9 protein-coding genes are annotated in these 15,887 nt (G+C 40.5%); 3 read left to right on the top strand and 6 right to left on the bottom strand.

Translation table 11 applies throughout. The annotated features are described in order from the left end of the window. Positions 1-49 precede the first annotated feature (49 nt). From FHT21_RS17460 to FHT21_RS17450, 3 genes are read right to left on the bottom strand one after another with little or no spacing between them, the layout of a single operon-like run. Positions 50-847: a DUF4397 domain-containing protein gene (locus tag FHT21_RS17460; protein ID WP_167296035.1), complete on the bottom strand. Its 798-nt coding sequence runs from the start codon at positions 845-847 to the stop codon at positions 50-52. A gap of 24 nt (positions 848-871) precedes the next feature. Beyond that, entirely contained in the window at positions 872-2,482 is a 1,611-nt protein-coding gene (locus FHT21_RS17455) for a SusD/RagB family nutrient-binding outer membrane lipoprotein (RefSeq protein ID WP_243854041.1), read from the bottom strand. Between the two features lie 8 nt (positions 2,483-2,490). Further along, the gene (locus FHT21_RS17450; RefSeq protein ID WP_167296034.1) at positions 2,491-5,574 is read right to left on the bottom strand and encodes a SusC/RagA family TonB-linked outer membrane protein; all 3,084 of its coding nucleotides are present in this window, start codon (positions 5,572-5,574) and stop codon (positions 2,491-2,493) included. A 240-nt stretch (positions 5,575-5,814) separates the two neighbouring features. Here FHT21_RS17450 and FHT21_RS17445 point away from each other — a divergent pair, with 240 nt between their 5' ends. Further along, on the top strand, positions 5,815-6,561 hold the full coding sequence (locus FHT21_RS17445; protein ID WP_167296033.1) for a DeoR/GlpR family DNA-binding transcription regulator: 747 nt from the start codon (positions 5,815-5,817) through the stop codon (positions 6,559-6,561). Positions 6,562-6,705: 144 nt separating this feature from the next. Here FHT21_RS17445 and FHT21_RS17440 read toward each other — a convergent pair whose 3' ends face one another. From FHT21_RS17440 to FHT21_RS17430, 3 genes are all read right to left on the bottom strand, one after another. Continuing rightward, a complete protein-coding gene (locus FHT21_RS17440; RefSeq protein ID WP_167296032.1) occupies positions 6,706-8,001 on the bottom strand; it encodes a RagB/SusD family nutrient uptake outer membrane protein in 1,296 nt (431 codons plus the stop codon). A gap of 15 nt (positions 8,002-8,016) precedes the next feature. Continuing rightward, positions 8,017-11,106, bottom strand: a complete 3,090-nt coding sequence (locus tag FHT21_RS17435) for a SusC/RagA family TonB-linked outer membrane protein (protein ID WP_167296031.1) — start codon at positions 11,104-11,106, stop codon at positions 8,017-8,019. Positions 11,107-11,219: 113 nt separating this feature from the next. Continuing rightward, on the bottom strand, positions 11,220-12,416 hold the full coding sequence (locus FHT21_RS17430; protein WP_167296030.1) for an anhydro-N-acetylmuramic acid kinase: 1,197 nt from the start codon (positions 12,414-12,416) through the stop codon (positions 11,220-11,222). Between the two features lie 152 nt (positions 12,417-12,568). On the opposite strand from FHT21_RS17430, the gene nagB reads away from it, so the two are divergent. Both nagB and FHT21_RS17420 read left to right on the top strand, forming a co-directional pair. After that, positions 12,569-14,494: a glucosamine-6-phosphate deaminase gene (gene nagB / locus FHT21_RS17425; protein ID WP_167296029.1), complete on the top strand. Its 1,926-nt coding sequence runs from the start codon at positions 12,569-12,571 to the stop codon at positions 14,492-14,494. A 204-nt stretch (positions 14,495-14,698) separates the two neighbouring features. Beyond that, positions 14,699-15,859, top strand: a complete 1,161-nt coding sequence (locus FHT21_RS17420) for a DUF5009 domain-containing protein (RefSeq protein ID WP_167296028.1) — start codon at positions 14,699-14,701, stop codon at positions 15,857-15,859. Positions 15,860-15,887: the final 28 nt, after the last annotated feature.

Raw genomic sequence — 15,887 nt, 5'->3', positions numbered from 1 at the left:
GCCACCACTAAACGAGTGGCGGCTTAAACTAAAACAAAGGAGACAAAAATTATCTGATCAGAAAGAAAGATACATATGGCCTCCGTGGCGCAGTGGTAATACCGCTATAGCCACTGGCAAAAATGGTATATACCCTCTGATTTAAAAACGTGCTTGCACTGGTGTAGTTGGCCAAAACCGTTGCGGTTGTTATCGCTGCTCCAGCCGGCCTGATTTTCCAGGTTTTTGATTGTGCCGACCTTAATTTAATCTCATTGGTAATATTCAAATAATTCACATTTCCTGCAATTAGCGAATCTTTCGTATTATCAGTAGCACTGGTTCCATAATACAGATCTACCGACGGAACATTGGGCATCAGGTTAATAAACCTGTATTTACAATAAGCCGTATCTGGCCTAACGAAACTCTCTTCTGTTAGCACATTTTTGGTAAAGGCAGCAGTATCGGTAATGTGGGCAACATAGTTTTTGCCTGCCTGGATTTGGAAAGTGGTGCTGTAAAGCACCAGCGAATCCGTTCCGTCATCTTTCTTTTTTGGAAGAATAATGGAGAGTTTTAAATTCCCTGGGGTTACCGAAAGAAAATCGGCAGTAGAACTCCCCCCGGTATTGTACCCGCCACCAGGAAAAGGGGTGCGGGCGGTAATAACATTACTTACCCTTTTATCATTAATTTTAATGGCTATTGCTCTATTGTTGTAATAATAGGACGCATAATTTATTTTCAACAAAGCCTGATCGCTGGTTAGCTTTTCAGTTTCACCATAATCGAGTACATTTTTGGTGCAACCTGTTAATGCCGATGCAATAAACAGACCCACAACTAAATAAGAAAATATTTTCATTTTGATATTTTTAAATTAATAAAATTATGGCTGGCTGAACCAGGTTTCTTTAGTCATATAATCGGGTTCTAAACCTCCCCACTTCCTGAGTTCCTCGGCATTCCACACGTACTCGGAATTATAGCGGGGCCTGAAACGGTAAGCATATTTGCCGCCCAATAGAAGATCTGCCGTAGGAATCTGATAGAACTGCCTGAAAACATTTGCGTCGTAATGGTATTTCCGAAGGTCGGTCCACTGTTCTAAACCGGCCCAGCCCCATTGTGCAATGTATTTTTGCCCCATAATATCAGCCAGGGTTAAGGTTCCTTCGCTTTGCGCCACTTCTGTAGAAGCCAGGTAAGCATTGATCTCAGCATCGGTAATCAGCGGATCGGGGGTTTTTGAAGAACGGCCATATGTATTGCAAAAAACCATATGCCCGGATATACCCGCTTTATATGCAGTATAAGCTTCTGCTGTTTTTCCCTGCAAAAACAAGGCTTCAGCTTTTGCAAATTGCAATTGCGAATAGGTCATGATCGGATACCTGGCTGCATCGGCAAAAATATATTTTCCATTATAGATAGTAGCACCTGCAGGAATTGATCCGAAAACGATCGGAAGACCCGATGTACTGCTGCCCTGGGTGGGAACCCCGGCAATATACCTGCCTAAAGTAGCCGTAGCCGTACTTGCAGGCAACATTCTGCTTAAACGCGGATCGAGCGAACTTGTTGGATTAACTGTAGGCGTTCCCTTTACTCCACCAGCAAGATAATTTAAGATGGTAGTCGAAATTCTTCCATAATAGGTAGAAGTTGTACCTGAAGTGTTAATATATCCCAAAGTTGGCCCAAAAGGATTGGTATCATCCTGACTTGCCGCCGAAAAATAAACCGTTGCCGATTCGGCCTCGTTAGCAAAAGATAAGTTGGTGTATTTTACCACACTATCCGCATACCTGGTTTTAAACTCCGGTTTATTGATTAAATGGCTATATTGCAAAGCATAAATGGCATATATGAATTTTCTCCACTTCGCCATATCACCCTTGTAAATGCCGTCACCCGTAACACTTGCCAATTGCGTAGCATAGTTAAGCGGACTTTTCATGGTTGAATATTTTAGCGATTGTTCGCAATAGAAACGCACCTTTGCATACACCTCCGGCTGATCATGGTAAGGAAATTTTAACAAGCCAGGTGTAAAGGCCTCATCCAAAATAATCGGACCATGCAGATCTGTTGTTTGCTGATAGGCCCAGGCTTTAATGGCATAACCTATAGCAGCATATTCGTATTTTTGATTGGTTACGGCATCATTAATCAAATTCTCCAGGTTCAAACCCAGATCGACATAAGTCATCCTCCAAATTACGCCCCCGTTATCACTGTTGGCCACAAAAGAGTGCTTTTCAGGATAAAGTGAAGCAATATCGGTAGAGGCACCGATCATATTCTGCGTAAACTTCCAAAGCAAACGGTAATCCTGCGAAGTTCCGTTCGTCATCTGAAATAAAATCGGCGGAAGCAACAACTCTGCCTTACTGGTTTGAGGCACAGCAGGATTGGTATTGATGTCGAGGTATTTTTTACAGCCTCCTGCCATTAATAATATTGCTGCAGCAATATATAGTTTATATAATCTTTTCATGTTATTCGCTATAATTTAACCCTAAATCCTAAATTGAAACCGATTGGCTTACCTACGTTACCGTAATCGATACCGTAACCACCAATACCGCCTACACCCGGCGAGTTCGAGTTACTCTCCGGATCGCCACCAGAATAATTGGTAATCAAAACAGAATCGGTCACCGTAAAAAAGGCTCCAAAGCTTTGGATAAGACCGATACGTTTAACCAATGATGGCGGAAAATCGTAAGCCAAAGTAACATCTCTTAAACGAAGCGTATTAATGTTCTTTTCTACAAACATTTCTGGAGCAACATTTAAAGAATAGTAGTTAGAAGCATAATAAGGCGTTACAGCAATCGTATTAACCGTTGGATTTGTCGTATTCTGCAAACCATCGTTCAGCACACCAGTAATAATCCTCGGCACTTCCCTATCCAATGTTTTTAAACTGATTCCTTTTCGGTATGATTCATATTCGGTACCGTTAACCACATCGCCGCCATACCTGAAATCCCATAAGAAAGAAAGGTTAAAACCCTTATAACTAAACCTGTTTACAAAACCTAAAGTGAATTTCGGATTCCTGTCGCCGATGGGATAAAATTGGGTATCGGTAACTGATGGCAAACCTGATGATGGATTGATCAGAATATCGCCCCTATCATTTCGGGCAAACCTGGTACCGCTGATTGCTCCTGTACTGTACCCCGGATGAACTGCACTCCTAACGTCGCCAACTATCCAGGTATCCGATTCGTAAAGCTCAGGAAGTTGATTGGCCAGCGATAATACTACCCCACGGTTACGGGTAAAATTTAAAGTAGTGTTCCAGCTAAAGTCTTTTCCTTTGATCGGGTTACCGGTTAATTGCACCTCGATACCACGGTTACGTACCGTACCACCATTCATCATTTCTAAAACGAAACCTGTACCATAACTTAAACGTGGATTAATGATCTGGTCTTTACTTAACAGGTTATAATAGTTAAAATCCAGCCCAATGCGGTTTTTGAGGAACTGCATCTCGGTACCGATCTCAAAATTTTCTGATACCTCTGGTTTTAAATCCGGGTTACCTCCATAGTACGAATAGGCATAACCACCACCTGTAAATCTTTTGGCCTCGTAGTTGGTTCCGGTAGAATACTCTCTCCAGGGTTCTTTACCCGTTAAAGCATAAGAAGCCCTTAACTTACCATAATCCAACCAGGGCAAAGCTTTTTTAACACCGGCCAGATCGGTAAAATTAAAAGCCAAACTGGCTGATGGATAGGCAAAATACGGATTATTGGGCATCAGGCGCGAGGCACCGTCGACCCTGCCCGACAACGTCAGATACAATAAAGTTTTATAACCCAAAATGGCCTGGGCAAAAGCACCTACAGTACGGTAACGGTTCACATAGGTTAAGGTACGCTGTGTAGAAGGCAAGGTATTGTTAATGCTGTAAAAATTGGGGTCATACATATTCGTTCCGCGCTGAGAATCAGTAGTAGAATTGTAATCATTAAATGTTGCCCCAATTACATAAGTATTATTAAAATCGCCAAATTTATGTTTAGCAGTAGCAGTTAAGGAGCCGTTAAATACTTTGGCCAGCTGGCCGTAAGTCATTACTGTACCACCTGTTGGGGCGGCAGCCGACCCTGAACCGCGGTAAGATTGCGCATGATATACTGATAGTCCCTTGGTACTGGCAACATCAGCCCCGACGATACCATTAATACGCAGCCATTTTAAAGGGGTTAGTTCCACGTTGGTATTGGCAATTATACGGTTAACTTTATCGTTATTTACGTTTTTAACTACATCCCAAAGAGGGTTATCGAACTCCGAATAAATACTTGCCAGGTGCAAAATCCGGTTTCCGTTGGCATCCTCATAATCCTTAACGTTATAGGCAGAACTAAAACGCATTAATTGAAGCAACGTACCATTTGTTCCTTTATTGGCTTTATCGTTATTGGAATTGATGTAATTGAAGGTCGTGGTGAGCTTTAAAACCGGCGAAATGGTACCAACCGCGGTTACCCTCGAGGAAATCCTGGTATAACGCGTGGTAGGAATCGTTCCTTTCGTATCGGTATATTCATTAGACCACCGGTAAGAGAATTTATCGGTTCCGCCCTCAAATGATAAATTGTGTTTTTGCGTAAAACCCGTTTCAAAAAAATTGTGAATGTTATCGTAAAGCGGTGTATTTGGTAGAAATGCAGGGCCAAAAAAGTTAGATGAACCGCCATCGTAAACACCATTAGAAGCACCGGTATTGTACTTGGTCTGTATTTCCGGAAATTTATTCAACTGCTCTATCCTAAACGAGTTACTGTAATTAATACTTCCCCGTCCGGCTTTACCTTTTTTTGTTGTAATTAAAATGGCTCCACTGGCACCTGCACTTCCGTATAAAGCGGTAGCTTCCGGACCTTTCATAATCACATAACTTTCAATATCGTTGGGATTGATATCCATCCCCCTGTTCGAATAATCCTGATCTCTGTTTGCTGCACCTGTTACCAGCTCTCTGGTCTGGTTTAATGTACTGTTATTGATCGGAACACCATCTACCACAATCAATGCATTATTATCTCCACTGATCGATACAAATCCTCGTAAAACAATCTGTGCAGAGGCTCCTGGGTTTCCATTGGTACTATTAATCGATAAACCTGGGACACGGCCTTGCAAGCCTCCAAAGAAATCGTTTCTCTGGGTTTCAGCAACCTCGGATCCGGAAACTTTTGGTGTTGAATAGCCTAACGATTTAGCATCGCGATCAATCCCATAGGCAGTAACCACAACCTCATTAAGATTGCTGGCATCGGCAGAAAGGGTTACATTAATTGTGCTATTCACTCCCACAGCTCTTTCAACACTTTTATATCCAACATAAGAGAATGTTAATACGTCGGTTTTTAATGCCTTTATCGAGTAATTTCCATTACCATTGGATTGTGACACCACGGTACTCCCTTTTACCCGAATAGAAGCGCCGGGAATGGGGCCGTCAGCGGAGCTGACCTTACCGGTAATCGTTATCTGTTGCGCGAAAACTTGTGCACACAGCATAATCATACCGATAAAACTAAAGAATAGTTTTTTCTTCATAATTTGTTAGTAAGAAAGTGGTTATTAGAAGTTGTTGTTTGTATTCCGGTTTATCAAACACGCAAATTGCCGCATATTTGATGTTAGTTAAGTAAATATGATGAATGTTTTTGATAAAAAAAACAAATAGGAAAGATTTATTATGCTAACAAACAAAACTTTATCGCACAAACACGCATAAAAACGCAAAGAATATAATTTTAAAATCTTTTTATACATTCGTAGAAAATCAAATGATTTATGCTGAAAAAAGAACGCCACGACTTCATCATGCGCCAGATTAATTTACATAACCGCGTATTAACTTCTGATCTGGTTCAACTGCTTAATGTTTCGGAAGATACCATCAGACGGGATTTGCAAGAGCTTGTTGATGAAAACTTGCTTTATAAGGTTCATGGAGGTGCTTTATCGAAATCTTATCACAGTTCTTTTGACGATAGTACGGTTTATGCCAGAGATAGCAAGATCGCGATTGGTAAAAAAGCCGTTCAGTTGATAAAAGATGGCATGGTAGTTTTAACCGGAGGAGGAACAACGATTTTAGAATTTGTGAAACGACTTCCACAGGGCCTATCTGCTACATTTTTCACTATTAGTCCCTTGGTGGCAGTAGAACTGGCCAAATACAACAATATCGAAGTGATTTTGATCGGAGGCTTGTTTTCAAAAAATTCGCAAGTTACCTATGGCGGGCAAGTAATTACACAGTTATCGGAAATTAAGGCCGATTTATGCCTGATGGGAACAAGCGCCATCCACCCAGATGAAGGCTTAACGGATACTTATTGGGAAATTAACCAACTTAAAAAGGCCATGCTGGCCTGTGCCAAAAAAACGGCCGTGCTTTGTATCTCCGAGAAATTGGATATTGCTTTAAGATTGAGGGTTTGCCCAATAGAAAGCATTAGTTATTTGATAACGGAGTTAGAAGTAGAACATGAATCTTTAGCCGGTTACCGCGCGAAAGAACTAAATATTTTATAAAAAAGAGGCTGTACCATAAATACAGATTTGTCACCCTGAGCCTGTCGAAGGGCCTGTTTAAATACTGTTTAAGGTGTTTCGACAGGCTCAACATGACAGCATCTGAGCTGAAATTGTCTTTATGACACAACCTCTTTCATTTTGCTAGAAAGTTGGATCTGCAGGGGTATTGGTATTGTTATCTCTTTCTGCGAAAGGATAAGGGAAAAAATTACGCTTACGATCAGCTAAAGGCTGATTAAATCTTCTCATATCTTCAAGTTTTAAGCCCGACATGAAGAGTTCAATACAGCGGTGCTTGTAAATCAGATCTAAAAGCTGTTGTTGTGTATAAGGACCAGTTAATGCTGGTAGTGCTGCCCCAACTCCAAAAGGATCAGCTGCAGCGGTTTTAGTCACAATCTTGTTCAGCTCAGTAAGTGCTGAAGTTAAATCAGGAGTAGCCTGACGGGCATATGCCTCTGCTTTAATCAACGTCATCTCGCCTGGCAGATAAATGGGAAACTGGGTAAAAGTACCTGCACCAAAACCATTAATGCGTACAGTTGTATTAATTGCCGTATAAAATGGAATCCTGCCATCACCGCCATCCGGAATATTAGCGCCCGTTTGCCCTAAATTTATATTCTTAGGTTGAATTACATTATTGGTAGAGGTAGCGACTTCAAAAATTGGATTTAAATTTTGTGCATCGTAAGTGAACGACGATCTTTTAGTTAAATCAACGGCATTGGCACTGCTTAAAGCAAGACTATAGTTCCCAACAAATAAAGCGTAACGTGCTTTTAAGGCATTTAAAGTACTAGGAATATCTACCCCTGTAGGAATATTGCTCAAAAACGAAGTGCTAATCGGGTTTGCTGCTATTACCGCCAAGGCATTATCAATGGTTGTAATTGCTTTGTTATAGCCATCAGCACGACTAATGAAGGTAACGTTTTGCCCTGTACCAGCTGGAACCTTTTCCCAATATTCTGATAAACTACCCACAGCCAGAGCCTTAAAAACACTCGCATAAGCTATTAAACCCGCTGCATAGTTTTTATCCGGAAGATTGACAGCATTATTGATCACGTTATCAGCATCATAAATAATTTTATTAGCACCAGCCCAAACATTTAGCAATATCGAATTGGTACCATCTACCTGTACACCTCCAGCAACTAATCTTTCTTCATTGGTATTACCTGTATTAATGGATATTAACTCATTTGTAGTTAAGCCATTTAAAGTAATAGTCGCATACAGAATTCCAGCCCGCGTTGTAGAATAGTTTTTTTGTAAGCCTACCGTAACACCTGTCAAACCTTTTGCAGAGGTTAATACATCGCCAGCCGTAGCTGCATTAGGATTTAAGTATTCCTTTTTACAAGCGCTTGAGAAAGCCACTATGGTAAGCAGAAATGTATATCCTATATATCTTGATTTTAAATTTTTCATAACAACAGTTTTAAATTAGAATCTTGCCTGTAAACCCAAAGAGAAGGTGCGTGGAATTGGTACTGAACCGAAATCGATATTTCTCAAGATTGTTGATTGACCACCAGAATTCAATTCAGGATCATAGCCTTTGTAATTATCCCACGAAATGAGGTTTCTTCCACTAAGATTAACGCTCAAACTTTTAATGAATTTAACCTGACCAATATTATAACTCAAAGAAATCTCTCTTAATTTAACAAAAGATCCATCATCAATACGCCATTCTTCTACACCGTATGCCCCGGCCACGTAACCTCTAGGCAATTGCCCCATCTGCTCTGCTTCGGCAACTTTACCATTTCCCACACCCTGGCGTGTTCTCCAATCTGCGTTCCAAACATCACCTCCTTGAACAGCATCCAATTGAATGTGTAAGCTTAATTTTTTGTACGTAAAATCGTTGACAAAAGACCCCGTGTAATCTGGGTTAGGATCGCCAATTACTTTACGCAAAACATTATTGGCCGTCTGACCTGCAGTTAAAGGAATACCCGCAGCGTTTGTAGCAATATTTCCATCTGCTGTCCGCTCAAAATATGTTCCATAAAAAACGCCTACAGGATAACCGTCAATAATGGCAACAGGTGCGCCAGCATTGGTCTGAATTAATCTCCGTGCACCTGAACCTACTATTTTATTTCTATTTCTATTGTAAATTAGCGTCGATGTCCAGGTAAAATCTTCGGTTTTAACTGGCACCCCTGTAAGCATTAATTCAATACCCCTATTTTTTAGCGTCCCGCTAATATTGTCTAACAGGCTAGAGAAACCAGTTGTGGGCGCAGTCACAACTGGCAATAATAAATCAGTTACATTCTTATCGTAGTAACTAAAAGTTAAACCTAAACGATTATTAAAAAAAGACATGTCCGTCCCGATTTCAAGCTCTTTTTGGCGCTCTGGTTTTACACTTGTATTAGCCAATGTTGTTAACGATGTTAAAGACGTTTTGCTGTTTAGCGCACTTGGCGAGTACACATTAAAACGATCATATGCTCCAATCCCTGTTAAATTTCCAGACTGGCCGTATGCCGCTCTTAATTTGAAAGCATTCCACCATGATGATACACCAAAATCTTTCCAATAATCGGCAGATGACAGTACGTAACTTACATTAGCTTTAGGATAAAACTGTGTTCTATTGTCTTCCCCAAATACTGTAGATTGATCTACTCTTATGGCGCCAGTTACAAACAAATGGTCCTTATATTTAAAATTTTGTTGTAAATAAGCACCACTGATCGAGAATTCTGAACGACTATCAACATTAGTTAAAGCAGTACTTGCTCCGTTTACGACCTGAACAAATGGGGCTAAACCGCGCCCGTTTAGCAAGCTATACAGGTCTTTTTGGTATTGATAAGACCCACCAAGTTGGGTTGTTGAACTCAACAAATCTGTGATCTTGGCCTCATAAGTAAAATTCAGTTCATTATTAAATAATGTGGTAGTAGCATTTGCCGCACTGGCATAACCATTTAATGATGGATCCAGAGTTGGTCCACCACCATAAAAACTTGTACTTACATTATATGCAAAGGGCGGAATAAATGTTGTCCCATTTTGGATTGAGTTATCTACCCCCATGGTATAATCAATTGTTAAATTTTTAACAGGAGTAAGTTTTAATCCAGCATTTGCAATGATACGATTGGTAAACTGGCGCTGCTTGATATCTTCAATTACCGATACCGGATTAACACGACCGCGCTCTCCTATGGCTTTTAAATTACCCAATGCATCTCTAGTGAACAAATCATGAAAATTACCAATAATGGTTACCGAATTCATTGGCGAGAAAAAAGAGTTTCCATCTGGCTTTTCGTTCGCATCACTATGTATATAATTAAATCCTGCCGTCATTTTTGCCCATTTATTAATGGTTTGATCAAGATTCGCCCTGAAGTTCATTCTGGTGAAATCGGTGTTTTTTATAATTCCCTGGTTTGAGAAATAACCAGCAGAGGTATAAAATTTAGTGTTGTCATTTCCTCCAGAAACTGAAACTGAATTATCTGTACCTATACCCGTTCTGAAAATATAATCCTGGTAATTATACCTGGTTACCGGAGTTGTTGTAATTAGCGAAGGCGATAATACGTCTTGGGTTTGCGCATTCGGCCCATCAGTTGGCCCCCCAAATTTTGTTGGCGATTGATTGACATCAATTTGCTTGCGCAGCTCACTAATGATTAAACTGGTGTTGAAACTTACTTGCGGCGCTCCAGTTTTACCCCTCTTGGTGAAAATCTGAATTACCCCTGCATTGGCTCTCGATCCGTAAATTGCCGCAGCAGCTGCACCATTTAAAACCTCAATATGATCAATATCAGATGGACTAATGTCAACCATTCTATTTTGTCCGATATTTCCCACCTGAATACTATTGTTCGCATTATCATAATTAGATGAGGTATTGGTAACCCGTGTGGTTGCATTATTTACAATCACTCCGTCAATAATATAAAGTGGTTCTGATGATGAGTTAACCGAGCTTACTCCTCTTAAACGAACGGAAATTCCGCCCGCCGGATCTCCAGAATTCTGGCTAATCTGCGCACCAGGCGTTTTACCCTGCAATGAAGCCAGTGCATTTCCGCTGGGTGCTTTATTTAAATCATCTCCCTTCACCGTACTCACATAACTACCGAGCTGTTTACGGGTAGTTCCTTGAGAGGTACCTGTAACAATTACCTCATCAAGCCCCACTGCATCGCCACTCAAAGCACTATTTGCCTGAACCGTGGTATTCTCACCAAGTATTACAGTTTCGATATTTGATTTAAAGCCGATAAAAGAAATCTGGATCTGGTATTTACCAGGCGCTAAATCAACCGAAAAGCTGTACGTTCCGCCCGAACTCGTGCTTGTTACAAGATTTGTATTGATAATTTTTACTACAGCGCCGGGGACAGGGCTGTTATTTGAGGCATCGGTAACCTTACCACTTATGGTATACCGTTTGTTTTGTGCCTGTGCCATCCCTGTAGATAAGAGCAGCAGAAATGGGATCAACAAAATTACGAAGAATCCTGGTGACCATTTTAGGTAACTTTTTTCCATAAAATTTGGTTTTGTTAGAAGATTAGTTTAAAACAAATTAAACAAAATACCACACAAACCAAATTTTTAACAGATACAAACAGGTTTACAATCTGTAAAACAATTGCATTTTATTATGTTGGTAAACTAATTTTACCCATGCAAACCGAAGGCACACCTTGCCTATTGCCAAAGTCTATTGGTTTACCACAGAGCGTTTCGTTGGCCAAAACAGCAAACAAAACCGCTTCCTTAGCATCGGGATTGATATTTAAATCGGCTGTGGTTAGGAATTTGCAAAAAGGCAGCTTGCTTTTAAGAAGCTGAACAAGCAGCGGATTGTGCATCCCGCCACCGCTCATAAAAATTTGCGCTTTAGCCTCATCGCCAAAACAACGTTTTATCGCATTTGCAATGGTTTCTGCAGAAAAATGACATAAAGTGGCCATTACATCTTCTTTGCAAAGCGCTGTTGTTGAAGATTGTGCTTGGGCCTCTATTAAATATTCCAGGTTAAATAATTCCGGCCCAGTGGTTTTAGGGAAATCTAAATCGAAAAAACTGCAATTTAACAATGCAGATAATAGACGGGGATTAAATTTACCAGCCAAAGCAACAGTGGCATTTTTATCATAAAAATGATTAAAATGTTTTTGCATATACTGGTCCATCAAGGTATTACCAGGACCAACATCCGTCGAAAAAATTTCACTTGCATCCGTACTGCCTGGAAGGTAAGTGAAATTTGCTATACCTCCAATATTCAGCATTACGCGGTCTTCTCCGGCTTCTGAAAATATCAGGTAATCGCCATAAACGGCTAAAGGTGCGCCTTCGCCCCCTGCAGCCAAATGTTTCTGCCTAAAATCAGAAAGTGTAATAATTCCTGTTTTAATGGCAATATGGTCACCATCACCAATCTGTAGTGTACCATTAGGATAATCGGCCAGTTGATGCAAAGATTTTGGTGCGTGAAAAATCGTTTGTCCATGGCTCGCAATAAAATCAACGTCTTCATTTCGGATGCCCCACTCTTTTAGCGCTTCGTTTATGAGCTGCGCATGGGTATTTGCAATATGTTCGTTCATCAGGCACACCAACTGTAAGTCGACTTCTTTTTTCGAAAAAATCGCTTTAATTTTAGCCCTAAAATCATCGGTATAATCGCCTGTTTTAAATTTCAGCACCCGAATGTTGGTACCTGCTCCACTTCCCTTAACCGAGCATAACGCAATGTCAAGCCCATCCATAGAAGTTCCACTCATTAAGCCGATAATAAAACGTTCTGATTTCCCTGCTTTCGAATACAACTTTTCAATCTGTGTGTTCATATTGGTTTTTATCTTAAAAAGATCAAACGTTTGTCTGCTCCTCTAATCGAATTTTATATAAATACTTGCAATAAATGTAAATAACCTTTGTTAGAAATTGGGCATAACTCTCTATATTTACTGCTCCGTACATTAAAATCCATATAAAAAAAATGGCTAGATTAAATCTACTGGAGGAGACACGTTTCGAGAAATTACCAGTAAGCGTGTTCGAAAATCCAAAAATTGCTTCAATTAATGTAGCACACCGCATTGCCGAGCTCATTAAATCAAAACAAGCAAACAACGCACCTGCAGTACTGGGCTTAGCAACAGGTGTTACTCCAATTGCAGTTTATGCCGAATTGGTTAGACTGCATAAAGAAGAGGGCTTGAGTTTTAAGAACGTAATTACTTTTAACCTGGATGAATATTATCCAATGGCGCCAACTGCGACACAGAGTTATGTTACGTTTATGAACGAAAACCTTTTCAATCATATCGACATTGATAAAAAAAATGTTCACATCCCTGATGGTACGCTTGCACTAGAAGACATTCCGGCTTTCTGCCTGGATTACGAAAAGAAAATCGGCGATCTTGGTGGTCTTGACATCCAGATTTTAGGTATCGGGCGTACAGGTCACATTGGGTTTAACGAGCCGGGTTCAGCACCAAATTCTGGTACCCGTTTAGTTACCTTAGATGATTTGACACGCCGTGATGCTGCACGCGATTTCGGCGGAAAAACTTTTGTACCAACAAAGGCCATTACTATGGGTATCGGTACAATTTTCAAAGCAAGAGAAATTATATTGATGGCTTGGAGCCGTAAAAAAGCTTCAATCATCAAAAAAGCTGTTGAAGGCGAAATTTCAGGCGAGGTTCCGGCAACATACCTTCAACTATCCGACCACGTAGAGTTTATCCTTGACGTACCTGCTGCTTCAGAGCTGACCCGTTTTGATACGCCGTGGTTAGTTAAAGATTGCGTTTGGACAGATGCTTTGATCCGCAAGGCAGTGATCTGGTTGGCCAACACATTAAAAAAACCGATCTTAAAATTAACCGAAGACGATTACAACAATAACGGTATGGCACAACTGGCCACCGAAAAAGGACCAGTTTACAACATCAACATCCATATCTTTAATAAATTACAACACACCATAACGGGCTGGCCAGGTGGCAAACCGAACGCTGATGATTCTCAACGTCCGGAAAGAGCTGAACCAGCTAAGAAGAGAATTATTATTTTCTCTCCTCACCCAGATGATGACGTGATCTCGATGGGTGGTACTTTTCTACGCCTGGTTGATCAGGGACATGATGTACATGTGGCTTACCAAACCTCAGGTAATACTGCGGTATGGGATGACGACGCACTTCGTTTTGTAGAGTTTAATGTAGACTTCACAGAGAAAATGGGCATGGACAATACGCACTTAAAGGATCTTTATAATAAGATGAGAGCCTTTATAGAGCAGAAAAAACCAAACCAGATCGATACACCAGAAATCCAAACGGTTAAAGGACTCATCAGAAAAGGCGAAGCTATTGCCGGCGCAAGATATTGTGGCCTAGAAGATGACCATATCCATTTCCAGGCACTTCCTTTCTACGAAAGCGGTAAGGTTCAGAAAAACCCAGTAACCGATGCTGATATCGAGCTCACAATGGCGCTACTGCAAGAAGTTAAACCTCAACAGGTTTATGCTGCCGGCGATTTTGAAGATCCTCACGGAACACATATCGTTTGTTTCAAAATTATTTTAGAAGCACTAAAACGCTTACGTAAAACTGAAGCTTGGGCACAAGATTGCTGGTTATGGATGTACCGCGGTGCATGGCATGAGTTTGAAACTTATGAAATAGAAATGGCAGTTCCAATTTCACCACAAGAACTGGAGCGCAAAAGAAATGCGATCTTTAAACACCAAAGTCAAAAAGACAAAGCTGTTTTCCCTGGCGACGATTCAAGAGAGTTCTGGCAACGTGCTGAAGACCGTAACCGTGATACTGCAAGAGCTTATGATGAGCTCGGGCTTGCAGAATACGAAGCGATAGAGGCCTTTGTTCGCTGGAAATTTGAAGATTAGTTTTTAAAATAAACCAATCCTGCTTTGTTCACTCAAAGCAGGATTTTTTTTGTCCTCTTAACTAACCTCCGAAGCCTCAAAAGCCTGGAACGTGGCAAGACTTGGGAAGTTTCTCACAACACCTGCTCCCCCCCAACGCCTTATTTATTTCTCATTCTAAAAACAATATTCTAAATTAGTTTGCTGAACCCAAACAAGCTAACCATGACCGAGCCTAAACAACGATTACTTTCTCTTGATTTTTTTAGAGGATTAACTGTAGCTGCGATGATTTTAGTGAATAATCCAGGCAGCTGGGGGCACATATATGCCCCTTTAGAGCATGCAGAATGGAATGGATGTACACCCACAGACTTAATTTTCCCCTTCTTTTTATGGATTGTTGGTGTATCTATTGCCTTTGCCATGAGCACTAGTAAAGCAGATCCGTCTACACATCAAAAAACAATTATAAAAGCCGTTAAGCGTGGCATTATACTTTATTTACTTGGTTTCTTCCTGGCCATTTTCGGGAAAATTATCAGCGCGATAATGGATAACAGGTCCATATGGGAGGCCTTTCAAACCGTAAGATTGTTGGGCGTTTTGCAAAGGATAGGTATTGTTTTCATTATTAGCAGCATCATTTTTATCAAGGTTTCCAACAAAACGATATTTAAAACATTAATTGTAATACTTGCCGTTTATTGGGCATTAATGACCTTTATCCCTGTTCCGGGGGTTGGCTATCCCAACCTGGAAAAAGAAACCAATTTAGCGGCCTGGATTGATCGTGAAATTTTAACAGAGGCACATACCTGGGCTTCCTCTAAAACCTGGGACCCAGAGGGCATTTTGAGTACATTACCTGCAATAGGCACCTGTTTATTTGGTATTCTGGTTGGCGTTTGGATGCGCAGGAAAGATGTAGACAATCCAACCAAGGTAGCCTGGCTATTTACAACTGGGATTACGGCAGTTATTTTAGGTTTACTTTGGGATTTACAATTCCCCATTAACAAAGCACTATGGACCAGCTCTTATGTATTGTATGCTGGCGGCCTAGCTTCAATCGGATTGGCACTTTGTTACTGGATTATCGATGTTCAGCGTTACAAAAAATTTACCACTCCTTTTGTTGTTTATGGTGTAAACGCCATTACAGTCTTTTTTTTAGCGGGCTTAATGCCCCGAGTATTAAACCTGATCCAGATTACCAAACCTGATGGTACTAAAACAGGATTATTGGTTCGGTTTTACGAAACTTGTTATACTCCGTTTTTTAGCCCTATAAATGCCTCACTGGTTTGGGCAATAACCTATGTGCTCGGTTTTTATGTGTTATTATATTTTATGTATAAAAAGAACATTATTATTAAGGTTTAATAAATTTATGCTATAATTGAACGATTCC

This window comes from Pedobacter sp. SG908 (genome assembly GCF_011759615.1).
GTDB classification, from domain to species: domain Bacteria; phylum Bacteroidota; class Bacteroidia; order Sphingobacteriales; family Sphingobacteriaceae; genus Pedobacter; species Pedobacter riviphilus.
This window is presented reverse-complemented; position numbering and strand designations above follow the sequence as displayed.